We start from the raw sequence: 26,187 nt of genomic DNA on the forward strand, positions 1-26,187 counted from the left end.
CCGCCTACCCGACCTGCTTTTTCGTGTTGAGCAGAAGGTTGGTCTCTGACGTGGAAACACCCTCAATCCGGCGCACGGCGCTCAGAACATCGTCAAACTCTTCCAGCGTGTTCGTTCCGATCTCAACGATCAGGTCCCAGCGTCCATTGGTGCTATGGACCGCGCGGATGGCACTGATCCCGCTCAGGTGACGCACGATTCGATCGGCGCCCCTGCCCTCAATGCCCAGCATCATCAGACCCCGCACCGCATCGCGATGCGTGTCACCGCGCACCTGAACGGTAAATCCGATGATGTCGCCACGGGCCTGCAACCGGTCTATGCGCGCGCGCACTGTGGTCCGCGAGACCCCCAAAAGCCCGGCCAGTTCCGACAAGGACGCCCGTGCATCGTGACGCAACGCAGACAGTAACTTGCGGTCTTTATCGTCCATTTCGTAATCATAGCCTTTCATTCTGTCAAATATGGTTTCGTTTAGTGCAAAATGATTGCTTCAAAAACCCACAAATCGAAAACATTCTATGTGCAAGATTCTGGAGAAACGACGCATGAAGAAGAACAGCTGTATTTTGGTTGGTGCCCCTGTGGACAGTGGCAAGAAACGTGCCGGGTGCCTGATGGGGCCGGATGCTTACCGCGTTGCCGGGCTTACGACAGCACTGGAGGATCTGGGCCTCGACGTCCAGGACTGGGGCAATGTCGCGGCTGAACCCGCGGACGTTCCTGCAAGCCTGCCGCAGCATATCTTTGAGCCTGCATTAACCATCGGCTGGACAACGGCCCTGATTGACGCAACCGAGCGCGCCATGGCCGAAGGCCTGCCTGTGTTCCTTGGGGGCGATCACAGCCTGTCCCTCGGTACCGTGGTCGGCGCGGCCAATCACGCCGCAAAGACCAATAGACCTCAATTTGTGCTCTGGCTCGACGCGCATACCGATTTCCACACACCGCAGACGACCGCGTCGGGCAATCTGCATGGCACGCCGCTGGGTTATGCCAGTGGTCGCGAAGGTTTTGACGGGTTTCCAGAGGTGCGCAACCCTGTGCCCTTTGGCAATATCTGCTTTCTTGGCTTGCGGTCGGTCGACCCTGATGAGCGTCTCTTTCTGCAGGACACCGACGCGCTCTGTCATGACATGCGTACGATTGACGAAAAAGGCATCGCCCGCCCACTTGCGGCCTTCCTTGATGATGTGGCCCGCGCTGGCGGGGCTTTGCATGTCTCGCTGGATGTGGATTTCCTCGATCCGACCTACGCACCCGCCGTGGGCACCACCGTACCTGGTGGGGCCACCATCCGAGAGGCGCATCTGGTGATGGAAATGATCTGTGATAGCGGCTTGATGACCTCGCTGGACCTGGTGGAGCTGAACCCGCATCTAGATGAACGCGGCCGCACGGCACAGGTCATGGTCGATCTCGCCGCCTCGGCGCTTGGCCGTCGCGTCTTTGACCGTCCAACAGGTGTGTTCTGATGACCAATCCAATCCCCTCTGACAAAGCCCTCGTCCCCTTCGTCTCGGTCGATCACATGATGAAGCTGGTGCATCACATTGGTATTGAACCGATGCTGATCGGCCTGGCGGATTACATCGAAGCCGATTTCAAACGCTGGGAGTTGTTTGACAAAACCCCGCGCGTGGCGAGCCATTCGGATGTGGGTGTGATTGAACTCATGCCCACCTCGGATGGCGAGGCCTATGGCTTCAAGTACGTCAATGGCCACCCCAAGAACACCAAGGAAGGTCTGCAAACCGTGACGGCCTTTGGCCTCTTGGCGGATGTTGATACGGGCTATCCGGTTCTTCTGACCGAAATGACAATCCTGACGGCCCTGCGCACCGCTGCCACCTCAGCCATGGTGGCCAAACACCTCGCCCCAAAAAGCGCTGACACGATGGCCATGATCGGCAATGGCGCGCAATCGGAGTTTCAGAGCCTGGCGATGAAAGCGCTTTGCGGGCTAAAAACCGTGCGGCTTTGGGACAGTGACCCGAAAGCCACCGAGAAGGCAGCCCGCAATCTGGAAGGGTTGGGTCTGAACGTGGTGCCATGCGCCAGCGCCGAAGACAGCATGGAGGGTGCTCAGATCATCACCACCTGCACGGCGGACAAGCAATACGCCACCATACTGACTGACAACATGGTGGGCGAAGGGGTCCATATTAATGCCATCGGCGGGGACTGCCCTGGCAAGACCGAGTTGGCACCCGCAATCCTGCATCGCTCTGACATATTTGTGGAATATCCCGAACAGACCCGGATTGAGGGCGAGATACAACAGCTGGACAACGACCACCCCGTCACCGAGTTCTGGCAGGTCCTCACCGGTAAGGCAAAAGGGCGCACCGATGATCGTCAGATCACACTCTTTGACAGTGTCGGCTTTGCCATTGAGGATTTCAGTGCCCTGCGCTTTGTGCGGGATCATATTCAAAAGGCGCAAGCCTACGTCGACTTGGATTTGTTGGCAGACCCCGACGACCCGCGTGATCTCTTCGGTATGGTACAGCGGGCAAAACCGGATTGAACGACGTGCTTTACGCATGCATCGAGTGTCAGTAACTATGCGCTATGCCGTTCTTCAGAATCGACGACAAATTGCATTTTTATGCTCACGTCCCAAAATGTGCCGGAGCCTCTGTTGAGGCCTATTTGCGAAAGAGATTTGGCAGTCTGGCGTTTCAAAACTCTTCGTTCTACCGAGTTCCAGAACATGCACGCTGGACGCGATCTTCGCCGCAGCACGTAGATTCGAAATCCCTTGAGCTATTGTTTCCAAGCGATTGGATTTCTTCTGTTTTTGCAGTCGTCCGTCATCCTGTGATGCGGCTTCGTAGTGCTTATGACTACCAGAAAACCGGTGAAAAATCTGTTCCAGAGGGCATGGACATCAACGCTTGGTTTCTCACCTGGTGCGAGAGCCGGGATGCTCGGCCTTTCCAGTTTGACAACCACCCGCGCCCGGCCAGTGAATTGGTGCCCAAAACAGCAACCTGTTTTCGCATGGAAGACGGTCTTGCGGACGTCGTGCCACATCTCGACACCCTGGCAGGCAACAGCGAAGGAGCGCGTAAGTTGCCGCATGAAAACAAGAGCAGAGGTGGCGCTCAATATACTGACGCGCAGGCACCTTTGAGCCAGGAATCCCTTGCACGGCTGGCGGAGATATACGCGGAAGATTTCAAACGTTTCGGCTATGTCTGCGAAGATGTTCTCAAGGCAGCACCGAAACTTTCCGCCAAGCCGAAGACATCCAAGCCGTTCCTGCAACGCTTGCTGGGAGGTCAAACGCGGTAGGACCTGACCCATTGCAGAAAATAGCTGCGCGCGCCGCGTATCCCGCCAAAGCCAGCCTTTCGCTTCATGTAGGCAAGTTCCGCGCGGCGCTGAGCCGGGGTTACGCTCCTGCTCACCTGCGCATCATGCAAACGGTTCACAACATGGATGTCAGGCAGCACCACAGGCGGCCCATAGCTCGTATGGCATCGGTGGTAGAGATCAACATCCATCAGCCAAACGAGGTTTTCATCAAAGCGCTCTCTTTGCTGCGCATCAAGCGCAAGAACGGACGGGCTTGAGATTGTGTTTCGGCCAAACCTTATTTGATCATGATAACTGGGCACCAGCGGGTGTTCGATGGTCTGGCCGTCGCGCGTGACGGCCGAGCCTGTCACGCACCACCGAAAGCGGGTGTAGTTGAAAGCCTTGGCCAACGCGCCAAGCGCATCGGGATCACACAAGTAATCGTCCTGAAACAATATCTTGATCACCCGCCCCTTGCCGTGCTGCATGGCGAAATTCGTGTTGGCCGCAGCGCGGCGCATGCCCGCCTGGTTCTTCACATATGTCACCGGCAAGCGCACGGAATACGCCTTGCACAGCTGCGCCACATCCTCTGTTTCGGATTGATCGGCGACGACCACCTCGAAATCCTTAAACTCCTGGGTCAACAGAGATTCAAACGCCTCCGCAAGAAATGAAGCACCCTGCCCGCGCATGTCATAAGCCGGGATACAAACACTGATCTGTGGTGTTGCTACCATGCCTAACTCGATACCCCTTGATCGCGTTTTACCATAGCAAAAAAAGAAAAACGGGGGGCATAAAGCCCCCCGGTCAGAGTTTCGCCACTCAGGCTCACTATTTGTACCGCCCGGTTTCTGCCTGCGGCCTGAGCGCCGTCAGGGGCGAGCGCACCCGCCCCGTGTGGCTTTGGGCGACGCGTTCGTCGCGTCTTGGCCCTGTTTCGTCGAGACCGGCGGCAATCTGGGGACGCCAGCCGGTCCCTTCGCGCTTGGGGAGCGCGTGTTCGTCTTAGCTACACCCGCTCGTCGAACCGCAGGTGTTGCATTTCATGCAGGTGCCGTTGCGCACCAGCGTGTAGTTTCCGCATTCGCCGCAAGGATCGCCTTCGTAGCCTTGCATCTTGGCCTTGGTGGCCGCGTCCATGGTGGTGGCGGTCGTAGTGACCGACGCGCTGACGGCTACGGCGGCCTCTGCCGTTTCGGGCACCAGCGTTTGCAGCGCCACTTCGGGGTCGGCTCCGGCCAGCGCTGTGGCCCCGATGGATTGCCCGCCGTTGAGCACGACAAGCTCTTGAGGCAGACGCTTGCGCAGGTAGCCGGTGGAGCTGATCTGCTTGAGCACTTCCAGAGAGTTCGTCGCAGCTTCGCCCGACATCTCCTTGATATTGCTCACACCTTCCTCTTCGCCGCGCCCAAGGTCATCAAAGGATGCGCCCTCGGGTTTGACATGGGCCAGGTCGGTACGATCCAGGTAGCTCACCGCCAATTCGCGGAAGATATAGTCGAGGATCGAGGTGGCATTCTTGATGCTGTCATTGCCCTGCACCATGCCCGCCGGCTCGAATTTGGTGAAGGTGAAGGCATCGACGAATTCCTCCAGCGGCACGCCGTATTGCAGGCCGACCGACACCGCGATGGCGAAGTTGTTCATCATCGCGCGGAAGCCAGCACCCTCTTTGTGCATATCGATGAAGATCTCGCCAAGCTGGCCATCCTCATACTCGCCTGTACGCAGGTATACCTTGTGCCCGCCCACGGTCGCTTTTTGGGTATAGCCCTTGCGCCGCTCCGGCATTTTCTCACGGTGCGATTTGACGATTTCCTTGACAATCACCTTCTCGACGATCTTCTCGGCCAAAACCTGCGCCTTTTCCTGTGGCGTACCGGATTCCAACACCTCGGCGGCGTCATCATCATCCTCAACCAAAGCCGCAGCCAGTGGCTGACTCAGCTTGGAGCCGTCACGGTAAAGCGCGTTGGCTTTCACCCCCATCTGCCAGCTGCGCTCATAGGCTTCCTGGCAATCCTCGATGGTGGCATCGTTGGGCATGTTGATCGTCTTGGAAATCGCGCCCGAGATGAAGGACTGCGCGGCGGCCATCATGTCGATGTGTGAATTTACCGACAGGAAACGCTTGCCCTTCTTGCCACAGGGATTGGCACAATCGAACACATGGTAGTGGTCTTTGCTCAGATGCGGCGCGCCTTCCAGCGTCATGGTGCCGCAGACATGGTCATTCGCGGCCTCAATGTCGGCCTTTGAGTAGCCCAAACTTGCCAGAAGATCGAAGGTGGGGTCGTTCAGCTTTTCTGCCGGAATGCCCAGCACGTTTTGGCAGAATTCTTCGCCCAGTGTCCACTGGTTGAACACAAAGCGGATGTCAAAGGCGCTGCCGACGGCGGCGTCGATCTTGGCCAGCTCATTGGGGCCAAAGCCATGGCCGGTGAGCGAGGTGTGGTTCACCCCAGGCGCGTTGCCGATGGTGCCGTGTCCGACCGCGTAGGCCACAATCTCTTCGATCTGCGCGCTGCCATAGCCCAGTTTTTCAAGGGCCGCTGGCACAGACTGATTGATGATCTTGAAGTAACCGCCGCCCGCGAGCTTTTTGAACTTCACCAGAGCAAAGTCCGGCTCAATCCCCGTCGTGTCGCAATCCATCACCAGACCAATGGTGCCAGTGGGGGCGATCACGGTGGCTTGTGCGTTGCGGTAGCCGTGCTTTTCGCCCAGCTTCAGCGCCTCATCCCAGCTTGCCATCGCAAGGTCGGCGAGACGGTTGTCTGGGCAGTTGGCCAGATCAAGCGGCACCGGCTTCACGGCCAACTCTTCGTAGCCCTCAGTCGCGCCATAGGCCGCATTGCGGTGGTTGCGCATCACGCGCAGCATGTGATCCTTGTTGCGCTCGTAGCCTGCAAACGGGCCAAGCTCCTTGGCAATCTCCGCCGATGTGGCATAGGACACTCCGGTCATGACCGCAGTCAGTGCGCCACAGAGTGCGCGGCCTTCGTCACTGTCATAGCCGAGACCCATATTCATCAAGAGACCGCCGATATTGGCATAGCCTAGGCCCAGCGTGCGGAACTCATAGCTGAGTTGCGCGATTTCCTTGGACGGGAACTGCGCCATCATGACCGAGATTTCGAGCGTCAGGGTCCAGAGGCGCGTGGCGTGCACATAAGATTCGGCATCAAATTTTTCGCCATCGTAGAACTGCAGCAGGTTCATAGAGGCGAGGTTACAGGCCGTGTCATCGAGGAACATGTATTCCGAGCACGGGTTGGAGCCGCGAATTTGCCCGTCTTCGGGGCATGTATGCCAGGCATTGACCGTGTCGTGATACTGAATGCCCGGATCGGCACAGGCCCACGCCGCGTGGCCGACTTTTTCCCAAAGATCGCGCGCCTTGATGGTCTTGGCCACAGTGCCGTCGGTCCGGTTGGTCAGTTCCCAATCGGCGTCTTTCTTGACCGCATAAAGGAAGGCATCAGTGACCCGGATCGAGTTGTTGGAGTTTTGCCCCGAGACGGAGGCGTATGCTTCACTATCCCAATCCGTATCGTAGGTTGGGAACTCAATGCTGTCATATCCCTGCCGTGCATAGTCGAGCACACGCTTGACATATGTCTCTGGAATAGCGGACTTTTTCGCGCCGCGGATGGCTGTTTTCAGGCTCTCGTTCTTCGTTGGATCAACCGCGTCTTCGGTGCTGCCATCCCACGTACGAATGGCCGAGAAGATCTCATTGAGCTTTTGCTCATGCATTTTCGAGCCTGCGACGATGGACGCCACTTTCTGCTCTTCGATGACTTTCCAGTTGATGAAATCCTCAACATCCGGGTGATCCACATCACAGATCACCATCTTGGCCGCGCGCCGTGTGGTCCCGCCGGATTTGATCGCGCCCGCCGCCCGGTCACCAATTTTCAGGAACCCCATCAAGCCCGAGGATTTGCCGCCACCTGAAAGCGGCTCATCCGCGCCGCGCAGCGACGAGAAGTTGGTGCCTGTGCCGGAGCCGTACTTAAAGAGCCGTGCCTCACGCACCCAAAGGTCCATGATGCCACCATCGCCCACAAGGTCGTCGGCCACAGACTGAATAAAGCAGGCATGCGGCTGTGGGTGTTCATAGGCACTGGTGGATTTGGTCAGCTCACCGGTCTTGTAATCCACATAGTGGTGACCCTGCCCCGGTCCGTCGATGCCATAAGCCCAATGCAGACCCGTGTTGAACCATTGCGGGCTGTTGGGCGCTGCCATCTGACGGGCCAGCATGTGGCGCATCTCATCGAAATAGGAACGCGCGTCTTTCTCGTCAGAAAAGTAACCGCCTTTCCAACCCCAGTAGGCCCAGGCCCCTGCAAGGCGATCAAACACTTGCTTGGCGCTGGTTTCACCCGTTTTCGGAGTATCCTCCGCTGCGGGGGCCGAGCGCCACAGGAATTCCGGCACGCCCTCTTCTTCCACTTTTTTCAGATCGGTGGGCACGCCTGCCTTGCGAAAATATTTCTGCGCGATCACATCGCTCGCCACCTGGCTCCAGCTCGCCGGGACTTCAACGTCATCCAGCTTGAATACTGTTGTTCCATCTGGGTTCCGGATCTCCGAACTTGTCTTGATAAACTCGATTTCCGCGTATGCGTCTTTGCCTGCTTTGGTGAATTTGCGATCAATCTTCATTAGCTGCGCCCCGTAGCCAAATTGTGTTAAACCTGCCCCCTCTCAGGGCGTGCCTGTCGGTGGAAAACAAGAACAACACGCCCCGGTCGGCTGCCGCGTAAATACGAATACAACCTCTCGTCCCCGGGTTATCCGAAGGTATAGATGGGTGTCTGTCCCTGCCTAGCCCCGCACCACTATATCTTGTGGCTTGTCGACCTGCTCACACAAAGTGACGTATGTGACCATACCAGGTCAACGCATTTTTTTGGCCAATTTACAAAAATTTCATATTGACTGAGATTTTCCACAGGTCGGTTTTTTACAACAACTGATTCACGAGCCCGTGATGACAGCAAATGCGACTCTGCACCCGACCATGAAAAGCGCTTTAGCCACGCTAGTTTATCGCCGCCAACGCACGCAACACATCACCTTATGCCATGCGCAAGGACCGACCAGTTATCAACACCGGTGTTTTTTTGCCGAGTTCTCGACGAAGCTCAGTATGCTGTGCGCCGCGGCAACCAAGCCACAGGAAAAGCATTCAGAATCGCATTCTTGAGAGAGATGGTCGGGGCGGCAGGATTCGAACCTACGACCCCCTGTACCCAAAACAGGTGCGCTACCAGACTGCGCCACGCCCCGGACCGTGCCTCCCTCTAGCGAGGTTTATTCGGTTTGAAAAGGCCCAGTGAACACGGAATGGAAAAAATTGTGCGACATCACGACCCGCAGGGCCATTTCGCCTTTGCGTTAACTATAGCGGGGTGCCGCAATTCTGTGCCCTGAGTGATTCCAAATGCGCGCGCCAAACCGCCGTTCACCTCAAGCACATATTGGATCATATCCCCGCCAAAAATGCTTTCTTCACTTAGCGGAACAGCCTCGTGGTGCACATGCTGTACGACACCGGTATCGTCGACAAAAATCATGTCCAGAGGAATGAGCGTGTTACGCATCCAGAAACTGACCTCATCAGGTCTTTCATAGACAAACAGCATCCCTGAACTTGGGGGCAACGAGGTTCTATGCATCAATCCCTGGCCGCGCTCGGAGGGATCGTCGGCCACTTCAACGGTAAACTGCGCCTGCCCCCAATCCCCGCGGAGTTGCACAAGATCTTCGCGGCACGCCTCTGCTAATGCCGAAGCGGGTGCTAAAAACAGCAGTATTGATGTTAGGAGTCTTTTGACTGCTTTACCGCGGTTTCCCATCCGCAAACCTCCGTGGCCATACGACCACGCTTACCTTCGATCACGCGGATTGCAAGCGCTTCACCTGGTTGCAGATCCGCCAGTCCTGAACGGCGCAGCACTTCGACATGTACGAACACGTCCTCGTCACGACCGAAGGTATTGGCAAACCCAAAGCCTTTGCCTTTATCAAACCACTTCACCCGCGCAGGCTCCAGCGGCGCCGACCGAATGACTTCAGGGTCGATATCATCAAGATCGGCCAGGCCAGATGTCTCAATATCCTCGGGAGGCTCGATCTCAAGAACTTCGACGGCCTGCTCACCGCGGTCGGTTTTCTGAACCTCCAGCACAACGCCCGCGCGATCCGCAACCGAGCTTTGACCAAAATTTCGAAGCACATTGGCATGAAGCAATATGTCCGGTCCGCCTTCGTCGGCTAGAACAAAGCCAAAGCCTTTGACGGGATCAAACCATTTGACCCGGCCATGAACTGTGCGTGTTGCTGGAGTGTCGTCCGTCACCGCTGTGGTCCCACCCAAAATCGAGGCCTAAAACCTAGTCTACTTTCGAAAGCGGCGAAAGTGTATTTCGCGCCTAAATTTCCTTTTCTCTCAGCGTGTTGCATTTGGCGTAACGTCAACGTCATGGATTAAGCCTCTCAACATTCCAAGAATCCGCATCCGACTCACGACGCCACACAAAGCGGTCATGCAGACGAAATGCGCCATCTGCCCAAAATTCAATTTCCACCGGTGCAATCTTGAATCCGCCCCAAAAAGGTGGGCGATCCGGGTTTGGACCCTTTGCCGCGGTAACCTTGGCCACCTCTGCCATAAGATGCGCGCGCGACGAAAGCGGTTCGGATTGCCGCGACGCCCAGGCCCCCAAACGGCTCTTGAGAGACCGCGATGCGTAGTATTCATCTGCCTCCGGCCCATCTTCCCGGGTCACCGCACCGCGCACCCTGATCTGACGCCGCAGGGATTTCCAGTGCAGCACCACGGCAGCCTTGCCGCTGGCTTCTATTTCTCGCCCCTTGGCACTTCCGTAGTTGGTGTAGAACCAGAACGCATCGTCTGTGATATCCTTCAAAAGCACCATGCGCACATTGGGCAATCCCGTTTCATTCACGGTGGCAAGTGCCATGGCATTGGGATCATTGACCTCGCTTGCCTCCGCTTCGGACAACCATGCACGTGCAATTGCAAACGGATCATCTCCGGCGAATTTTCCGTCTCTCTCGCTCATGTGAGTGTCCCTTGATCCCTGACTCTTTAACCGAAACCGTCCCGCCTATCTGACGTTGCAAACCCGCAGGAGTGTCAACCTGTCCAAACGAGGTACATCGTCTGGCTCTTGATGCTGCGGGTTTGATCGCCTAAAGCAACTATACACTAAAAACACGGGCCGGGGACAGGATATGTCGAACTCTTTGATGGCAGGCAAACGCGGGCTGATTATGGGCCTGGCCAATGACAAGTCCATCGCATGGGGCATTGCCAAGGCATGCGCCGAACAGGGCGCGGAATTAGCTTTTTCCTATCAAGGCGATGCGCTGAAAAAACGCGTGGCCCCTTTAGCACAGCAACTCGGCTCTGATATTGTTCTGCCGTGTGACGTCAGCGACCCGGCGTCGATCGACGACCTCTTCGCAAGTTTGCAAAACCGCTGGGACAATCTGGACTTCATCGTTCATGCCATCGGGTTTTCCGACAAGAATGAGCTGCGCGGCCGCTATGTCGACACAAGCCGCGACAATTTCATGATGACCATGGACATCTCGGTCTATTCCTTTACGGCCGTGGCACAGCGCGCAGAGAAGATGATGAACAATGGTGGCGCGATGTTGACGCTGACCTATTATGGCGCAGAGCAGGTCATGCCGCATTACAATGTGATGGGTGTGGCCAAAGCCGCTCTTGAAGCGTCCGTCAAATATCTGGCCGAAGATCTGGGCAAGGACGGGATTCGCGTCAATGCCATCAGCGCAGGGCCGATCAAAACGCTGGCAGCCTCCGGCATTGGCGATTTCCGCTACATCCTGAAATGGAATGAGCTGAACTCTCCCCTGCGGCGCAACGTATCCACAGAAGATGTGGGCAAATCAGCGCTCTACCTGCTCTCTGACTTGGGCAGCGGTGTCACAGGTGAGAACCTGCATGTGGACGCGGGCTATCACGTGGTCGGCATGAAGGCAGTGGATGCGCCTGACATCGACAAAACGTAAGGATTGCGGCTCCCAATGCGACTCGCAACACTCTTGCTCGTCATGGCTGCAATGCCGCTACGCGCGCAAGAACTGTGCGGTGCTGACCCGGAAACACTGAGCAAGCATATCTCTGGGACATGGATGTCAGAGGTTGTGGCATCACGGGTCCATGTGGCTGGTGTTAAAGAACACGGGCCACGCGGACATGTCGAAGATATCACGTTTCAATTCACGCCCTCTGGAGCCGGGCAGATGGTGATCAAAAATCAATCTTTGGACGCTATGATTCAAGAGCCCGGCGGGTTGGCGATGCTGGCCAAGCCAGATCATCTAAGCGCGTTTGCCGCCGCTTCAGACTTCGCCACACCAGAAGAAAAGGCGCCGCACAAAGACTGCGACATTCGCTTTGTTCCACAAATCTCGGCCAACAAACCCGCAAACGACAGTGTTGAAGTCGCTAAAAACGAGGTAGAACTGATACTTCTGGCACCAGAATTGATGGCAGGCGCTCAAGTGGTTACGCTGGAAATTGAGGGGGTAGAGACAAAGATCGTCTCTGCACTTCTTTTGCGGCGCGACAAAGGAGCCTTGCAGTGACACTTGCGCATCTGATCGCCTTCAACTTGACCCTGCTGGCCGCCATGGCCGCGCCGGGACCGGCCTTTCTTTTTGCGATCAAACAGGCCGTGTCTGGCGGATTCTGGACAGGCGTTGCGACCGGGGCCGGTCTTGGGTTAGTTGCGGCGGCCTGGACCGGTGCCGCGCTCTTGGGCCTTGATGTGATCTTCCGGCTTTTCCCGTTCATCTACACGGCTCTTAAGATCGGCGGCGCGCTCTATCTGATGTACCTCGCCTGGTCGATCTGGAAGAGCGCCAAGGAACCGCTTTCTGAAGCTGCGCAGCCGGGGGCCAAGGCATTCTGGGGCGGGGTTCTGGTCAATCTGGCAAACCCCAAGTCGGTGCTCTTCGCCGCCTCAGTCCTGATCGTGATCTTCCCCGAAGGATTAAGTCTGGCTGAGAAAGGTTTGATCGTTCTCAATCATTTCTGCGTCGAACTTGTCGTCTATGCCCTTATGGCCGCCGCACTGGCCTCACCCCCTGCACGTGCGGGCTACCTGCGGCTGAAACCAATCTTTGATCGTATCGCTGCCTTGGTGCTCGGCGCGCTCGGCTTACGACTATTATTCAATCGATAACTCAAAAGGACGGCTGCCATGACCGACCGCCTGCCCCATGAAAAAGGTTTTCACGTCAGCTGGGATCAGTTGCATCGCGACGCCCGCGCGCTGGCGTGGCGTTTGCAGGGCGAAGCGCCGGAAGATGGCTGGCGTGCCATTGTGGCAATCACGCGGGGCGGCATGGCCCCGGCAATGATTATCGCGCGCGAATTGGACGTGCGCGCCGTCGACACGATCAGCGTCAAATCTTACGACCATCAAACCCAAAGCGAGGCGATCATTCTGAAATCTCCTGATATGGATTTGATGGGCGAAGGCGACGGCGTTCTCATTATTGATGATCTGGTCGATACCGGTCGCACCCTGGAGCTGGTCCGCAAACTTTTACCTGCTGCGCATGTGGCGACGGTCTATGCCAAACCTAAAGGACGTGAGCTGGTGCATACATTCATCACCGAAGTGAGCCAGGACACCTGGATTTTCTTTCCATGGGATATGGCCCTGCAATATGTCGAACCCTATCGGGGGGCCTGAGATATGAGCCATCTTTCTCGCACGCAAACAACCTTTTCACCCCCTGTGATGGAGGCGCGGCGCTGGCTTGACGGCGTGCAGTTCACCCAGGACAGGCCGCTTATCAATGTCAGTCAGGCTGCACCGGTCGACCCGCCCCCTGAGGCCCTGCGGCAGGTGATCGCCGAGGCGGCGCTCCATACGCCAGAGGCGCATCTTTATGGCCCAGTACTCGGTCGCCCCGATCTTCGCGCCGAGGTGGCCAGCCAATGGCGTGGCGCATACGGCGCGGATGTGTTACCCGATCAAGTTGCGATCACGTCGGGCTGCAATCAGGCCTTCAGCGCGGCGATCACGGCTCTGTGCTCTGAAGGGGATGAAGTTATTCTTCCAACCCCATGGTATTTTAATCATAAAATGTGGCTCGATATGGCCGGGGTTGGTGCCGTTCCACTGCCCACTGATGCCGCTTTGTTGCCCGACCCGGATGAGGCCAAGGCCCTGATCACCGACCGCACGCGCGCCATTGTTCTGGTCACACCCAACAATCCCGGTGGGGTGGAATACCCAGCTGATCTTGTCATGGCCTTTATCAAGCTGGCGCAGGAGCATGGTATTGCGTTGATTGTCGATGAGACCTACCGCGACTTTGATGCGCGCACCGGCGCCCCACACGCGCTTTTCCAGGAACCCGATTGGGACCAGACGCTGATTCAGCTTTATTCGTTTTCCAAGGCCTATCGCCTGACGGGCCACCGCGTCGGCGCGATGGTCGCCAGCACAACGCTCTTGGCTGAGGTGGAAAAATTCCTCGACACGGTCACGATCTGCCCCAACCAACTGGGGCAAATTGCGGCGCTATGGGGGATGCAGAACCTCTCTCAATGGCTGGCCGGGGAGCGCGACGAAATCCTCGACCGGCGCGCCGCTATTGAGGACAATATGCCCAAACTGGCAGAGGCCGGATGGACCCTCATGGGGTGCGGAGCATATTTTGCCTATATGCAGCACCCGTTTGAAGGCTCTTCCAAGGACCTTGCGCCGAAACTGGTGCAAGAGGCCGGTGTGCTCGCCCTGCCCGGCACGATGTTTCAGCCCGAAGGCAACCCAGATGGCGTGCGCCAATTCCGCATTGCGTTCGCCAATGTAAACCGCACCGAGGTCGGCCTTCTCTTCGATCGGCTAGCCGCCCTGCGCTGGCCTATTGCCCAAGCCTGAGAGACCGAATAGATACACGGTCAATCTGACGCATAACCGTCATTCGCGAGGAAGAGCATGGCATCGAAAAGCATCACCAAACCACTGGTCTGGATTCTCATGGGCCTGCTCATTCTGGGGCTTGGCGGCTTTGGCGTTACCAGCCTGTCGGGCACATTGCGCAGCGTCGGTAAGGTTGGCGAAGCGGATATTCGGGTGGATGAGTATTTTCGCGGGTTGCAGCAAGAGATCAACGCCTTGCAAGCCAGCCGTGGAGAGCCTGTCAGCTTTATTCAGGCCAGCACAGAAGGCATCCCCGAGCGCGTTTTGTCCCAGCTCATCAGTCGAGCCGCGTTTGATCATGAGATGATCGCAAGCGGCGTGTCGGTGGGAGACGACGTGATCGGCGAACAAATCCTGGCGATGCCTCAATTTCGCGGCGGAGACGGAGAGTTCAATCGCGAAGCGTACCGTTTCTCGCTCGAACAGGTTGGTCTGTCAGAGCGTGACTTTGAGGAAAATATGCGCCGCGAGACCTCGCGCAGCTTTCTGCAGGCGGCGGTTTTGGCGGGCGTCACCCTGCCGGACGCCTATGGTGATGCGCTTGCCAGCTACTTGGGCGAACGTCGTGCCATCACCTGGAGCTTGCAAACCCGCAACGATGTGGAGGTCGGCCTACCACAGCCAACGGACGCTGATCTGGAAGCCTATCATCAGGAAAACGCGGCCCTCTTCACCCGTCCGGAAACCAAACGCATCACCTATGCCTGGCTCACGCCGGAGATGATTGTCGACACGGTTGAAATTGACGAGCAATCGCTAAGGGATGCGTACGACGCTCAAATTGACCAATTCAAACAACCAGAGCGTCGCATGGTCGACCGTCTTGTCTATCCGTCGCAGGAAGACGCGGCCGCTGCGGCCGAGCGTCTTGCCATCGGTACAACGACTTTTTCTGACCTCGTCGCAGAGCGCGGCCTGCAGCTATCGGATACCGATTTAGGGGTCGTGACGGCCAGTGACCTGGGAGCAAATGCCGATTCCGTTTTCGCCGGGTTGACAGGCAATGTCATCGGTCCGGTTGACACCGACTTGGGACCTGCATTGTTTCGCATCAATGCTATTCTTGAGGCGCAGGAAACGACTTTCGAAGACGCCCTGCCTCAGCTGCGAGAAAGTGTCGGCGCAGACCGTGCCCGCCGCGTTGTCGAAGCTCAGGTCGACAGTGTTGACGACCTTCTGGCCGGTGGTGCGACCGTTGAGGATCTGGGAACTGAAACCGACATGCAAGTGGGTCTGATCGATTGGAACCCCACAGTCTCAGACGATATCGCCGCATATGAGGCATTCCGCGAAGCTGCGGCGTCGCTGACGGAAAACGATTTTCCCGAAGTTATGCAGCTTGACGATGGCAGCATCTTTGCCATGCGGCTGGATGAGGTGATCCCACCCGAACTGGCCCCGCTCGACGAGGTTCGCGAGGCCGTCGTGGAAGGGTGGGTGAACGAAACATACGTTGAGCTTCTGGTCGAAAAGGTCACGCCACTCATCGAGCAGATGCAAAGCGGCAAAACCTTCGAAGGCGTTGATCTTCCTGTAACCGGGACACAAGAGCTGACGCGTCGGGGCTTTGTTGACAACGCCCCTGCCGATTTCATTGACCGGGTGTTTTCCATGAAGCCGGGCGAAGTCGCGCTGATCCGTGGGCCGGGGCGTGTCTTTGTGCTCAAGCTCGATCGCATCGAGACCCCCGATGAGGAGGACACAGATCTGGCTCAGGTGATTGAACAGCTTCGCAATGAGGCTGCAGGAACCTTGTCGCGCGATTACCTGCAAATTCTGGCCGCAGACATCCGTGGACGCGCCGGGATTGAGATTGACGATGCGGCGATCAATGCCGTGCATCTGAACTTTCAGTAACGGACACCCGGTTTGGACCTGATCCCATCATTCGAGGCCTTCGCAAAGGGCTATGAGGCGGGCCAGAACCAGGTCGTCTATACCAAGCTCGCGGCGGATCTTGATACGCCCGTGTCACTGATGCTCAAGCTCACCGGCGCGGCGCGGGACGCGTTTATGCTGGAGTCGGTGACCGGCGGCGAGGTGCGCGGGCGCTACTCGATCATTGGCATGAAGCCCGATCTTGTCTGGCAATGTCATGGCACCGCCAGCCGCATCAACCGACAGGCACGATATGACGCCGACGCGTTCACCGAGCTTGAGGGCGATCCGCTGGACCGCCTGCGCGATCTGATTGCGGAAAGCCGGATCGATCTGCCCGATGACCTGCCCGCCGCCAGTGCCGGGCTTTTTGGATATCTCGGCTATGACATGATCCGCTTGGTCGAGCATCTGCCGAACGTGAACCCCGATCCCCTTGGGTTGCCCGATGCGATGCTTCAGCGGCCCTCGGTGATCGCTGTTCTGGATGGGGTCAAAGGCGACGTCACAGTGGTTTCGCCTGCTTGGGTGAGCGAAGGGCAAAGCGCGCGCGCGGCCTATGCGCAGGCGGCTGAGCGTGTGATGGATGCCGTGCGCGATATGGAGCGCGCCCTGCCCCAGCAAGCGCGCGATCTGGGCGAAGCGGATGACGCGGAAGAGCCGCAGTCGAATTTCACGCGTGATGGGTACAAGGCCGCTGTCGAGACGGCCAAGGAATATATCCGCGCAGGTGACATCTTTCAGGTGGTGCCAAGCCAGCGTTGGACGCAAAACTTCACCCGACCGCCCTTTACGCTTTACCGCAGCCTGCGGCGGACCAACCCATCCCCCTTCATGTTCTACTTCAATTTCGGCGGGTTTCAGGTGGTGGGGGCCAGTCCGGAAATCCTTGTGCGTGTGATGGATGGCGAGGTTACGATCCGCCCTATTGCGGGTACGCGTCCACGTGGCGCGACACCAGATGAAGACAGAGCACACGAGGCAGATTTGCTGGCCGATCCCAAGGAACTGGCGGAGCACCTCATGCTACTGGATTTGGGGCGCAACGATGTGGGCCGTGTAGCCAAGATCGGCACGGTGCGTCCCACTGAAGAGTTCATCATCGAGCGTTACAGCCACGTGATGCATATCGTCTCAAACGTCGTGGGGGACTTGAGCGAGGAACATGACGCGCTCTCGGCCCTTCTGGCCGGGCTTCCGGCAGGTACGGTTTCGGGTGCACCCAAAGTGCGGGCGATGGAGATCATTGATGAACTAGAGCCGGAAAAGCGCGGCGTCTATGGAGGCGGCGTTGGATATTTCAGCGCCGGTGGCGATATGGATGTGTGCATCGCGCTGCGCACGGCGGTGGTGAAGGATCAAAAGCTCTACATCCAGGCCGGAGGCGGCGTGGTTTATGACAGCGATCCAGAGGCCGAATTCATGGAAACCGTGCATAAATCCAACGCCATTCGGCGCGCCGCAGCGGATGCTGCACGGTTTGACCGGGATGACAATGGCTGATCGGGCGATCCCGTGACCCGCGTTCTGCTCTTCAACAAACCCTACGGTGTCCTCTCGCAATTTACCGATAAAGGCACCGAGGGCAGTGCTCGCGAAACCCTTTCGGATTACATTGACGTCCCCGGAGTATACGCCGCTGGGCGTCTGGATCGCGACAGCGAGGGGCTCTTGGTTCTGACCGATAATGGACGACTTCAAGCGCGACTTTCAAATCCGCGTTTCAAAACGGAAAAAACTTATCTCGCTCAAGTCGAAGGCCTACCGGATGACGCGACGATACAGGCCTTGTGCGATGGCGTTACACTCAAGGATGGCCCGACACGACGCGCCAAAGTTCGACAGATTGAGGCGCCAGATATCTGGGAGCGCGACCCGCCCATCCGCTACCGCAAATCTGTGCCGGACAGTTGGTTGGAAATCACCCTATCCGAGGGGCGCAACCGGCAAGTGCGCCGCATGACGGCGCATGTGGGACATCCCACGCTCAGACTGATCCGGTGGCGGATTGGGGAGTGGACAGTTCAAGGGCTAAAGCCGGGTCAATGGTGCGAGGCGTTCTAAGAACGCCGGACCAGTCTAGTGTACCGACTGTCTTCTCACTGCGCGCAATGCACTCATGCAAAGATCAGCGCCACCACAAAACCCGCCGACATCGCAAGTACAACCCCTGCCGCGTAAGTTGTCGTTTTCACCGGCTCTTTCTTCGGCTTCATGGTCCATTGCGACCACTTTTGATGCTTGTCAATTACGTCGGCATCGTCCCAGTAACTCATCCCCACAACTCCCAGTACAAAACAGAATGAGACTGGAATCGTACGAGATTATGGCAGAAATGTGGCAATTATGTTGAAGCTGTGGCCGAAGGCGAAAACTACCGAATTTCACTAGGAAAACTGGCTTCAATACAAGCATATTCACAAGATTGTCTCTAATCCGGCAAAAGTGCAATCAGGAGAACAGCCCTTCATCCGCCTTGAGCGACTCAGAAACTGAAAATATCGCCGATGTTTTCGATGATCGTTACAAGCAAAATAACGCCAGCCACCAACAACGCCATCCACCAGAAGAAATGGAAGACAATCGCGGCCACGCCAAGGCCTGTCCCGTAGACTGAATAGTGCCAGTTCTCGCGCAGCACCCCGGAGACGACTGAAAGGACAATCGCGACAATACCGAAAATGGGTGCGGCCAGTGCGACATAGCTCCAGATTGGCGGAGAAACCGCTTCCGGTTCCGGCTGCGGCAAGCCTATCAAACTGCGCCAGGCAGACCTTTTGATATCGCCCGCTATTTCGCCGATTTGCGTGCCTATTGACGGTTTGGTCTCGAACGTGGGCCCAACGATCTGCGCAAAGACCAACAGAAGGGCCATTGCGCCCGTCAAAACAGCCCAAAACCCCCATGTTCTGAGAAACTCAGGCCGATCCGGATTTGGCATGTGCATTTGACTGTCCATGCGTCGCTTGTGTGGACCAACTTCGGCGAAACTATGGTTTTGTAAGGAAATGTTTTGGAAAAGAACCGGCAAAACCCTGTAGTGATGCGCATGCATTGATCAATCGCCAGCTTGATGGGGCTGTCAGGCTTGACGCGACGCGGGCGAGTTCATTGGCGAAACTGTCGACAGGGCGGCCGCCAGAACTCGGCTCGTTGACCTGCCGGCTATCGTATGCCGGTTTACTTCTTGTCGCGCTTTAGTCTTGCCGCCCGCAAGCGTCGGATCTTGGATTCGCGTGCTTCTTGTTCGTCCTGTATGATTTCACGTGCAGCGCGGTCTGTACGGTCTGCTCTTGATTCAGTCCTGGACGGAAGAGACTGCTTATCTGTAGAACTCATTGCCGAAACCTTTTCAAAAAATGATTGCCGCAACGAGGCTAAATCCCTCACCTATGGCGAGAAAAATAAGGCATACTTTGTTTTCGGGTGAGTAGCAATCTACATCAACGCCATACTGAGCGAACTTCAGCGAATAGCGTTGTCATCTGCACCCCCCGAAAATGGTGTCACAGTTTTAAGTTTCAACACTCCCCTCTGCCGCCCTACATTTGACACATTTTCGTGGTTTTTAAGTCCAACTTGGCGGGGGCGCCGAGAGAGGCTGCTATGGGTTATTGGGAAGACGTGGACATAAAAGATGGCCATAACAAATGGTCAGAGTGGACAATGAAGCCGAAGAAAAAACCACCGAAGCTTGATGAATTGTCGACGAAGCTATCGCATTGCACGTCCGCATTGGTCTTTTTGACATCGGGTGTTTACGCGTACGCGCTCAATCTGGTTTAACCGCCCTACCACTCCTCCGGTGCATTCATCTCCACTGGCATTTTTTTCTTCCAGGTGGAAAGCCGTTGCTGCGAAAGAGCGTTTCGTCTCGCAAAGCACACATCCATACACTAATATTCTAGACCGCAACTTGGTTACCAAGAGACGACCCTGCGTCTCTACTCCTGCGACGCTTTCAGCACCGCCGACACTGGCGCCAAGGCCACCGAGGACGCCCTGTCCTGCAGGCCCCACAAGAGTAGCGCGCTGATTGTATCGGGGCGCAGGCGGCCGACCATGATGACGCCGCCCTCTTCCTGGCCTGCCCGGAACGCGGCCTGATCAAGGAACCGGCGGATAACCGTTGCCCCCTGCCCGTTGCCATCAAAATCGCGGAACACGGTCGCCGAAGGCACGCCTTCGCGGGCGGCAAGTTTCTGGGCTGTGTTCAGACCGTTGGGCCACATGACCAGCCCGTGCCCCGAGGCGAGCAGAATGGGTGCCAGTTGCGCCGCGGCCTCGCGGTTGGACTGCAACCCGGTGTCCAGCCCTTCCATGATGCCCACAGCTTCGGGCACGGCCTCAAGATAGACGCCCATGGCCACTTCAACATCCTGGGCTGCGGCATTTTCCGGCAGGTTCGTCATGGCAAGAACTTCTTGTCCCGCATCGCGGTATTTCTGCGCAATCTCCTTAGCCTTGGGAGAGGTCACATTCACCGCAAAGCTGATCGGGTAAGGAAAATCAGTGAAGGCTTCGGGTCCGACAAGGCTGTTGCCATCATCCATCAGGACAATGGCCATCAACGGCTTGTCTCCTTTATTTTCGAACTCAACGGCAAACCGGTCAATTGGCCTCAGATCCTCTGTTCCAAGCTCTGGCACCGCTTCGTCCTCGGGCGGCTCCAAGGCCGCCTCTTCGGTTTCAACCGGGTCGCCGACGCGCGGCAAACGGTCCGTTGTGATACCATCAGCGATGTTGCCAATCACGCTTGAGGACGCTTCCTCTGTGGCGGATTCCGCCTGTGCGAGGTCCAGAACCCGGTCCTCTTCCGGAGCAACATCTGCCTGAGCCGTCTCTTCGCTGACCTCAGGCTGCGCCGGTTCCGGTGTCGGGGTTTGTTCGATTTCTTCTGAGATCTGCGCAAGGCCAGTTTTTTCAGTGGCGGTGGTTGGTGTGTCTTCTGCCACGTCAGACGTATCGGCAACTGGATCTTGCTGAACTTCGGCTTCTGTTGCCGCCTCTTCAGTCTCAGCAGGCTCTTCAACCACAACAACGCTTTCAGAGGCGCTTTCAACGTCCGCTTCTTCGGCAACAGTATTCGATGATTGCGCAGCCGTCTCTACTTCTGCTTCTGCCTCAGTTTCGACCTCAGCCTCCGCCTGCGCCAGTTCTAGTCCGGTTTCTGCTTCCACCGGCTCAGGTGTCAAAGGTTGCGCAGGTTCGGTGGACACGCTGACGGTGTCGTCGTCTTGCGGCGCATCCGGAGCGTCGCCCTGTTCGATGGCGACGACAGGTTCATCGCCTCCCAGAGCCACACCACCTTCTTCGGTTGGCACTTCGGGTGTTTCCAGGCTGCTGTCGATCTGGCCGACTTCTGGAGCGTTGGCCGATCCCAGGTCGGACTCCGACAGAGCGGCAAGACTGCCTGGCTCTGGCGCATCTGCCTGCCCTACGGGTTCTTTAGGCGCAGATGGCTCAGGTTCCGGCAAAGACACCGCCTCGTCGCTCAAACCTTGATTGAATTCCGATCCAGCCGGCACCTCGACCTCAGCGGTCTGCGGTGCAGCGGCTGACTCCTCTGTCTTATGGTCTGCATTTCGCGCCGCATCGGTTCCGGTGTTGCCACCGCCAACAATGACGGATGCCACAGCCAAACAGACGCCCGATACGGCCGTCCCGGAGATGAGACCTCCCAATAATCCACGAAGCACTGCTATTGCCCTCGTATTTGCTTTTTCTGTATCTTGCGCCTCTTGACGCTCTCGCGCAAGCCTGAACAAGTATACCGCGACTGATACCCGGGCCTCCAGCCCCAATCCGAATTGGCCAAAACCGATGCTTCTGCTGATCGATAACTATGACAGTTTTACCTATAACCTTGTGCATTACGTGGGCGAGTTGGGCGCCAACGTGGTGGTCCGGCGCAATGATGCCATTGATGTGCAAGAAGCTATGGCGCTGAAACCAGAAGGGATTCTGCTCTCACCCGGACCCTGTGATCCGGATCGCGCCGGAATTTGCCTTGCGCTGACGCAGGCAGCGGCGGAAACCCGCACACCGCTTTTGGGTGTGTGCCTCGGGCATCAGACCATCGGTCAGGTCTTTGGCGGAAATGTCATACGTCACGCTGAGATCGTGCATGGCAAGATGGGTCAAATGCGCCACAACGGCACCGGTGTTTTTGCAGGATTGCCCTCACCATTTGAGGCGACACGCTATCATTCGCTTGTGGTTGAGCGCGACAGCTGTCCTGATTGCCTGGAAATCAATGCCGAGCTTGAGGATGGCACAATCATGGGTGTACGGCACAAAGAGTTGCCTATTCATGGTGTGCAGTTTCACCCTGAATCTATTGCCTCGGAACATGGCCATGCGCTTTTGAAGAACTTTCTTGAGACCATGCAGGTGCCCGCATGAGCGACACGCTGAAACCTCTGATTGGCGCAGCGGCGGACCGAGCGCTCACCCGCGACGAAGCGGAAGCGGCGTTCAGCGTCCTCTTTGAAGGTGAGGCCACTCCGGCGCAGATGGGCGGCCTTTTGATGGCGCTGCGCACGCGGGGCGAGACGGTAGATGAATACGCCGCCGCCGCGGCTGTGATGCGTGCGAAGTGTAACAAGGTGACAGCGCCCAAGGGGGCGATGGACATCGTCGGCACCGGGGGCGACGGTAAGGGGACTCTGAACATCTCGACCGCAACCGCCTTTGTGGTGGCGGGCGCTGGTGTGCCCGTGGCCAAGCATGGCAATCGCAATCTGAGTTCAAAATCAGGCGCAGCCGATGCGCTGACCCAGATGGGCATCAACGTGATGGTCGGCGCGGATGTGGTTGAAAAGGCTCTGGAAAGTGCCGGTATCGCCTTCATGATGGCCCCGATGCATCACCCGGCCATGGCCCATGTTGGCCCGGTGCGCGCCGAGCTTGGCACGCGCACGATTTTTAATATTTTGGGCCCCTTGACCAACCCGGCAGGTGCTAAACGCCAACTCACGGGCGCTTTTAGCCGGAGTTTGATCCGGCCTATGGCGGAAACTCTGGGTCGGCTTGGATCAGAACGCGCCTGGCTGGTGCATGGCGGCGATGGCACGGACGAGCTGAGCATCGCAGGCTCAAGCTGGGTGGCCGCTTTGAACGAAGATGGCGGCGTTGAGGATCTAGAGGTGCATCCCGAGGATTTTGGCCTGCCAGTGCATCCGTTCGAAGCCATTCTTGGCGGCACGCCCGAAGACAATGGCAAGGCGCTCCGCGCACTGCTTGAGGGTGCGACTGGCGCGTATCGCGACGCTGTTTCGATGAACGCGGCGGCGGCATTGGTCATTGCGGGCAAAGCAACGGACCTCAAATCAGGCGTCGATCTCGCCCGTGAGAGCATTGACAGTGGTGCAGCCAAGACATGCGTTGAGACGCTGGCTAAAATCACATCGGAGGCCGCATGAGCACGCCATCCATTCTTGAAAAGATCAAAGCTTACAAGCTTGAGGAAATCGCCGCCGCCAAGGCTGCCAAGTCTTTGGAAGAGGTTACAGCTGAGGCGCAATCCGCGCCGGCCGTGCGCCCTTTCACTGATGCCCTGTTGCAAGCCAGCAAGACCGGCTTTGGCCTGATCGCCGAGATCAAAAAAGCCAGCCCATCCAAAGGCTTGATCCGAGAGGATTTTGATCCGCCCGCCTTGGCCAAGGCCTATGAGGACGGTGGTGCGGCCTGTTTGTCTGTCTTGACCGACACACCCAGCTTTCAAGGCGCGCCTGAATTTCTTGTCGCCGCAAGAGAGGCCTGCGCCCTGCCCGTTCTGCGCAAGGATTTCATGTATGACACCTATCAGGTTGCTGAGGCGCGCGCCTGGGGCGCGGATTGCATCCTGATCATCATGGCCTCGGTCGATGATGGTCAGGCGGCAGAGCTTGAGGCCGCGGCGACTGAATGGGGCATGGATGCGCTTTTGGAAGTCCACAACGAGGAAGAGCTGGAGCGCGCGGCGCGTCTCACCTCCACAATGATTGGCATCAACAACCGCGACCTCAACACGTTCGAAACCTCACTGGATGTCACCAAGCGATTGTCCAAACTCGTGCCAGAGGATCGCATGATCGTCACGGAAAGCGGGCTCTTTGAGCCAGAAGACCTGGCCGATCTGGCGCGCTACGGCGCGCGCGCCTTCTTGATTGGTGAATCTCTCATGCGACAGGACGATGTGACCACCGCCACGCGCCGTATTCTGTCCGCCGCTCCGGCCCCAAGGGGGCTTTGATGGCGGATCTCACGCATTTCGACGGCAAGGGCGACGCCCATATGGTCGATGTCTCGGACAAGGCCGTCACGGACCGCATCGCCGTAGCCGAAGGTCATGTGAAAATGGCCGCGCAAACTTTTGATATCATTGCAGAAGGCCGCGCCAAGAAGGGCGATGTTCTATCCGTGGCGCGGCTGGCGGGGATCATGGGGGCCAAGAAAACACCCGAACTCATCCCGCTTTGCCATCCCTTGCCCATCACCAAGGTTGCGGTTGAACTGACACTCGATCCCGACCTGCCCGGCGTGCGAATAGAGGCAACGGTCAAAACGACCGGGCAAACCGGCGTCGAGATGGAGGCATTGACCGCCGTGAGCACTGCTGCGCTGACCGTCTATGACATGGTCAAGGCCGTGGACAAAGAGATGGACATCGGCGGCATTCGGGTGTTGCTCAAGGATGGCGGCAAATCGGGACGATTTGAGGCCAGATGATCACCGTCTCCGAAGCTTTGGACCATCTCTTTGCGCTGGTCTCTCCTCTTGAACCCGAGACTGTGCCCTTGGCGCAGGCCGGTGGACGCGTGCTGGTCAAACCGGCCGTGGCGCGGCGTGACCAGCCACCTTTCGATGGCTCGGCCATGGATGGCTATGCTGTACGGGATGAAGACGCAGACCCCGGAGCATCCCTGACGGTCATTGGCGAAGCTGCAGCCGGGCATCGGTTTGGCGGAAGTATTGGCCCAGGTCAGACCGTGCGCATTTTCACCGGCGCCCCGGTGCCTAAGGGGGCATCGCGGGTTGTCATACAAGAAGACGTGACCCGCAACGGAGATCAGATCACACTAGGCTCCAAACTCGACGCCAAAACCCATATCCGTCCGGCAGGCAGCGATTTCAAAATCGGCGACAGTCTGGATGCGCCAAGACGGCTTAGCCCCTCGGATGTCGCCCTGCTGGCCTCAATGAATATCGCGCAAGTCGAGGTGACGCGCAAACCGCGCGTCGCGTTGATTTCCACCGGGGATGAGCTGGTGATGCCCGGCGAAACCCCGTCGCCGGATCAGATCATCGCGTCCAACACCTTTGGCCTCAAGGCGCTACTGGATCAGCTTGGCGCGGAACCCCGTGTTCTTCCCATCGCAAGGGACACACGATCCTCTTTGGAAATGGCCTTTGAACTGGCCGAAGGGGCCGATCTGGTGGTGACCATTGGCGGAGCATCGGTGGGCGATCATGATCTGGTGGGCGATGTCGCGCAGGACCTTGGAATGCAGCAGGCGTTTTACAAGGTGGCGATGCGCCCTGGCAAGCCGCTGATGGCCGGGCAAATGGGCGATGCGGCGATGCTGGGCCTTCCGGGCAATCCGGTCTCAGCCATGGTGTGTGGTCATGTATTCATGGCCCCGATGATCCGAGTCATGCTTGGTTTGCCTGCCTGCCCTGCCCCGAGACAGACGGCGCGGCTAGGCTGTGATATGCTGAAGGGTGGCCCGCGTGAGCACTACATGCGCGCAGCTTTGGACGATGGGGAAATCGTACCAGAAGGACGGCAAGACAGCAGTCTGCTTAGCCTGCTGGCCCATGCAGATGTGCTCTTGGTCCGTCCAGCCGAAGATCCGCCTCGTCAAAAAGGCGATCAGGTCGAATACATCGCACTTTAACCGAGTAGCGTTCAGGTCTTGCCACGCCACTTATCCACAGGCCTGTTGACACAAAACATGAACATGAATAGAACAAAGAGAAACCAACGAGCCTTGGAGGAATG

25 protein-coding genes and 1 tRNA gene are annotated in these 26,187 nt (G+C 57.5%); 16 read left to right on the plus strand and 10 right to left on the minus strand.

Annotation, left to right across the window (positions count from 1 at the left end; translation table 11 throughout):
* Positions 1 to 4 precede the first annotated feature (4 nt).
* Positions 5 to 433: an Lrp/AsnC family transcriptional regulator gene (locus tag RZ517_RS11095; RefSeq protein WP_338548299.1), complete on the minus strand. Its 429-nt coding sequence runs from the start codon at positions 431 to 433 to the stop codon at positions 5 to 7.
* 115 nt (positions 434 to 548) lie between these two features.
* Here RZ517_RS11095 and rocF point away from each other — a divergent pair, with 115 nt between their 5' ends.
* From rocF to RZ517_RS11110, 3 genes are read left to right on the plus strand one after another with little or no spacing between them, the layout of a single operon-like run.
* Positions 549 to 1,475, plus strand: a complete 927-nt coding sequence (rocF, locus tag RZ517_RS11100; protein WP_338548300.1) for an arginase — start codon at positions 549 to 551, stop codon at positions 1,473 to 1,475.
* Positions 1,475 to 2,530 carry an ornithine cyclodeaminase gene (locus RZ517_RS11105; RefSeq protein WP_338548301.1) on the plus strand — a complete coding sequence of 352 codons (1,056 nt, stop codon included), beginning with the start codon at positions 1,475 to 1,477 and terminating at the stop codon, positions 2,528 to 2,530. The genes rocF and RZ517_RS11105 overlap by 1 nt, the downstream gene beginning before the upstream one ends.
* A 44-nt stretch (positions 2,531 to 2,574) precedes the next feature.
* A complete protein-coding gene (locus RZ517_RS11110) occupies positions 2,575 to 3,300 on the plus strand; it encodes a sulfotransferase family 2 domain-containing protein (RefSeq protein WP_338548302.1) in 726 nt (241 codons plus the stop codon).
* Here RZ517_RS11110 and RZ517_RS11115 read toward each other — a convergent pair.
* From RZ517_RS11115 to pdxH, 6 genes are all read right to left on the minus strand, one after another.
* Positions 3,288 to 4,046, minus strand: a complete 759-nt coding sequence (locus RZ517_RS11115) for a glycosyltransferase family 2 protein (RefSeq protein WP_338548303.1) — start codon at positions 4,044 to 4,046, stop codon at positions 3,288 to 3,290. The two genes, RZ517_RS11110 and RZ517_RS11115, sit on opposite strands and share 13 nt — an antisense overlap.
* 271 nt (positions 4,047 to 4,317) lie before the next feature.
* On the minus strand, positions 4,318 to 7,986 hold the full coding sequence (locus RZ517_RS11120; protein ID WP_338548304.1) for a vitamin B12-dependent ribonucleotide reductase: 3,669 nt from the start codon (positions 7,984 to 7,986) through the stop codon (positions 4,318 to 4,320).
* A gap of 550 nt (positions 7,987 to 8,536) precedes the next feature.
* Positions 8,537 to 8,613 (minus strand) — tRNA-Pro (locus tag RZ517_RS11125).
* A gap of 77 nt (positions 8,614 to 8,690) precedes the next feature.
* Positions 8,691 to 9,083: a DUF192 domain-containing protein gene (locus RZ517_RS11130; RefSeq protein ID WP_422395536.1), complete on the minus strand. Its 393-nt coding sequence runs from the start codon at positions 9,081 to 9,083 to the stop codon at positions 8,691 to 8,693.
* 62 nt (positions 9,084 to 9,145) lie between these two features.
* Positions 9,146 to 9,685 (minus strand): cold-shock protein, encoded by a 540-nt coding sequence (locus RZ517_RS11135; protein ID WP_338548306.1) that lies wholly within the window; start codon positions 9,683 to 9,685, stop codon positions 9,146 to 9,148.
* 121 nt (positions 9,686 to 9,806) lie between these two features.
* A complete protein-coding gene (gene pdxH, locus RZ517_RS11140) occupies positions 9,807 to 10,412 on the minus strand; it encodes a pyridoxamine 5'-phosphate oxidase (RefSeq protein ID WP_338548307.1) in 606 nt (201 codons plus the stop codon).
* A gap of 172 nt (positions 10,413 to 10,584) precedes the next feature.
* On the opposite strand from pdxH, the gene fabI reads away from it, so the two are divergent.
* From fabI to RZ517_RS11180, 8 genes are read left to right on the plus strand one after another with little or no spacing between them, the layout of a single operon-like run.
* A complete protein-coding gene (fabI, locus tag RZ517_RS11145) occupies positions 10,585 to 11,391 on the plus strand; it encodes an enoyl-ACP reductase FabI (RefSeq protein ID WP_338548308.1) in 807 nt (268 codons plus the stop codon).
* Between the two features lie 15 nt (positions 11,392 to 11,406).
* The gene (locus RZ517_RS11150; protein WP_338548309.1) at positions 11,407 to 11,970 is read left to right on the plus strand and encodes a hypothetical protein; all 564 of its coding nucleotides are present in this window, start codon (positions 11,407 to 11,409) and stop codon (positions 11,968 to 11,970) included.
* On the plus strand, positions 11,967 to 12,569 hold the full coding sequence (locus RZ517_RS11155; protein WP_338548310.1) for a LysE family translocator: 603 nt from the start codon (positions 11,967 to 11,969) through the stop codon (positions 12,567 to 12,569). The genes RZ517_RS11150 and RZ517_RS11155 overlap by 4 nt, the downstream gene beginning before the upstream one ends.
* An 18-nt stretch (positions 12,570 to 12,587) precedes the next feature.
* Positions 12,588 to 13,085: a xanthine phosphoribosyltransferase gene (gpt, locus tag RZ517_RS11160; RefSeq protein WP_338548311.1), complete on the plus strand. Its 498-nt coding sequence runs from the start codon at positions 12,588 to 12,590 to the stop codon at positions 13,083 to 13,085.
* Between the two features lie 3 nt (positions 13,086 to 13,088).
* Entirely contained in the window at positions 13,089 to 14,282 is a 1,194-nt protein-coding gene (locus RZ517_RS11165) for an aminotransferase (RefSeq protein WP_338548312.1), read from the plus strand.
* A gap of 57 nt (positions 14,283 to 14,339) precedes the next feature.
* Positions 14,340 to 16,181, plus strand: a complete 1,842-nt coding sequence (locus tag RZ517_RS11170; protein ID WP_338548313.1) for a peptidyl-prolyl cis-trans isomerase — start codon at positions 14,340 to 14,342, stop codon at positions 16,179 to 16,181.
* A gap of 12 nt (positions 16,182 to 16,193) precedes the next feature.
* Complete coding sequence (trpE, locus tag RZ517_RS11175) at positions 16,194 to 17,705, plus strand: anthranilate synthase component I (RefSeq protein WP_338548314.1); 1,512 nt, start codon at positions 16,194 to 16,196, stop codon at positions 17,703 to 17,705.
* A 12-nt stretch (positions 17,706 to 17,717) separates the two neighbouring features.
* Positions 17,718 to 18,266 carry a pseudouridine synthase gene (locus tag RZ517_RS11180; RefSeq protein ID WP_338548315.1) on the plus strand — a complete coding sequence of 183 codons (549 nt, stop codon included), beginning with the start codon at positions 17,718 to 17,720 and terminating at the stop codon, positions 18,264 to 18,266.
* 53 nt (positions 18,267 to 18,319) lie between these two features.
* Here the strand turns inward: RZ517_RS11180 and RZ517_RS11185 are convergent, their stop codons facing one another.
* The 3 genes from RZ517_RS11185 to RZ517_RS11195 form a co-directional block, all read right to left on the minus strand.
* Complete coding sequence (locus RZ517_RS11185) at positions 18,320 to 18,478, minus strand: hypothetical protein (RefSeq protein WP_338548316.1); 159 nt, start codon at positions 18,476 to 18,478, stop codon at positions 18,320 to 18,322.
* Between the two features lie 209 nt (positions 18,479 to 18,687).
* Positions 18,688 to 19,149: a hypothetical protein gene (locus RZ517_RS11190; protein WP_338548317.1), complete on the minus strand. Its 462-nt coding sequence runs from the start codon at positions 19,147 to 19,149 to the stop codon at positions 18,688 to 18,690.
* Between the two features lie 997 nt (positions 19,150 to 20,146).
* Positions 20,147 to 21,901 (minus strand): divergent polysaccharide deacetylase family protein, encoded by a 1,755-nt coding sequence (locus tag RZ517_RS11195; RefSeq protein WP_338548318.1) that lies wholly within the window; start codon positions 21,899 to 21,901, stop codon positions 20,147 to 20,149.
* A gap of 124 nt (positions 21,902 to 22,025) precedes the next feature.
* Between RZ517_RS11195 and RZ517_RS11200 the strand changes: the two genes are divergently transcribed.
* The 5 genes from RZ517_RS11200 to glp are packed head-to-tail and all read left to right on the plus strand — an operon-like array spanning position 22,026 to position 26,083.
* Positions 22,026 to 22,607: an anthranilate synthase component II gene (locus RZ517_RS11200; RefSeq protein WP_338548319.1), complete on the plus strand. Its 582-nt coding sequence runs from the start codon at positions 22,026 to 22,028 to the stop codon at positions 22,605 to 22,607.
* Positions 22,604 to 23,626 (plus strand): anthranilate phosphoribosyltransferase, encoded by a 1,023-nt coding sequence (gene trpD, locus RZ517_RS11205; protein ID WP_338548320.1) that lies wholly within the window; start codon positions 22,604 to 22,606, stop codon positions 23,624 to 23,626. The genes RZ517_RS11200 and trpD overlap by 4 nt, the downstream gene beginning before the upstream one ends.
* Entirely contained in the window at positions 23,623 to 24,438 is an 816-nt protein-coding gene (gene trpC, locus RZ517_RS11210; protein ID WP_338548321.1) for an indole-3-glycerol phosphate synthase TrpC, read from the plus strand. Before trpD ends, trpC begins: the two co-directional genes overlap by 4 nt.
* The gene (gene moaC / locus RZ517_RS11215; RefSeq protein WP_338548322.1) at positions 24,438 to 24,914 is read left to right on the plus strand and encodes a cyclic pyranopterin monophosphate synthase MoaC; all 477 of its coding nucleotides are present in this window, start codon (positions 24,438 to 24,440) and stop codon (positions 24,912 to 24,914) included. Before trpC ends, moaC begins: the two co-directional genes overlap by 1 nt.
* Positions 24,911 to 26,083 carry a gephyrin-like molybdotransferase Glp gene (glp, locus tag RZ517_RS11220; protein WP_338548324.1) on the plus strand — a complete coding sequence of 391 codons (1,173 nt, stop codon included), beginning with the start codon at positions 24,911 to 24,913 and terminating at the stop codon, positions 26,081 to 26,083. Before moaC ends, glp begins: the two co-directional genes overlap by 4 nt.
* The last annotated feature ends 104 nt before the right edge of the window (positions 26,084 to 26,187 follow it).

Source organism: Roseovarius sp. S88 (assembly GCF_037023735.1).
In the GTDB taxonomy this organism is placed as follows: domain Bacteria; phylum Pseudomonadota; class Alphaproteobacteria; order Rhodobacterales; family Rhodobacteraceae; genus Roseovarius; species Roseovarius phycicola.

Coding starts and splice junctions, on each gene's coding strand:
- RZ517_RS11165 (WP_338548312.1), top strand. CDS start 13,089: ATGAGCCATCTTTCTCGCACGCAAACAACCTTTTCACCCCCTGTGATG.
- pdxH (WP_338548307.1), bottom strand. CDS start 10,412: ATGAGCGAGAGAGACGGAAAATTCGCCGGAGATGATCCGTTTGCAATT.
- glp (WP_338548324.1), top strand. CDS start 24,911: ATGATCACCGTCTCCGAAGCTTTGGACCATCTCTTTGCGCTGGTCTCT.
- fabI (WP_338548308.1), top strand. CDS start 10,585: ATGTCGAACTCTTTGATGGCAGGCAAACGCGGGCTGATTATGGGCCTG.
- RZ517_RS11150 (WP_338548309.1), top strand. CDS start 11,407: ATGCGACTCGCAACACTCTTGCTCGTCATGGCTGCAATGCCGCTACGC.
- RZ517_RS11190 (WP_338548317.1), bottom strand. CDS start 19,149: ATGCACATGCCAAATCCGGATCGGCCTGAGTTTCTCAGAACATGGGGG.
- moaC (WP_338548322.1), top strand. CDS start 24,438: ATGGCGGATCTCACGCATTTCGACGGCAAGGGCGACGCCCATATGGTC.
- RZ517_RS11200 (WP_338548319.1), top strand. CDS start 22,026: ATGCTTCTGCTGATCGATAACTATGACAGTTTTACCTATAACCTTGTG.
- trpC (WP_338548321.1), top strand. CDS start 23,623: ATGAGCACGCCATCCATTCTTGAAAAGATCAAAGCTTACAAGCTTGAG.
- gpt (WP_338548311.1), top strand. CDS start 12,588: ATGACCGACCGCCTGCCCCATGAAAAAGGTTTTCACGTCAGCTGGGAT.
- RZ517_RS11095 (WP_338548299.1), bottom strand. CDS start 433: ATGGACGATAAAGACCGCAAGTTACTGTCTGCGTTGCGTCACGATGCA.
- RZ517_RS11110 (WP_338548302.1), top strand. CDS start 2,575: ATGCCGTTCTTCAGAATCGACGACAAATTGCATTTTTATGCTCACGTC.
- RZ517_RS11170 (WP_338548313.1), top strand. CDS start 14,340: ATGGCATCGAAAAGCATCACCAAACCACTGGTCTGGATTCTCATGGGC.
- RZ517_RS11185 (WP_338548316.1), bottom strand. CDS start 18,478: ATGAGTTACTGGGACGATGCCGACGTAATTGACAAGCATCAAAAGTGG.
- RZ517_RS11120 (WP_338548304.1), bottom strand. CDS start 7,986: ATGAAGATTGATCGCAAATTCACCAAAGCAGGCAAAGACGCATACGCG.
- rocF (WP_338548300.1), top strand. CDS start 549: ATGAAGAAGAACAGCTGTATTTTGGTTGGTGCCCCTGTGGACAGTGGC.
- RZ517_RS11115 (WP_338548303.1), bottom strand. CDS start 4,046: ATGGTAGCAACACCACAGATCAGTGTTTGTATCCCGGCTTATGACATG.
- RZ517_RS11105 (WP_338548301.1), top strand. CDS start 1,475: ATGACCAATCCAATCCCCTCTGACAAAGCCCTCGTCCCCTTCGTCTCG.
- trpD (WP_338548320.1), top strand. CDS start 22,604: ATGAGCGACACGCTGAAACCTCTGATTGGCGCAGCGGCGGACCGAGCG.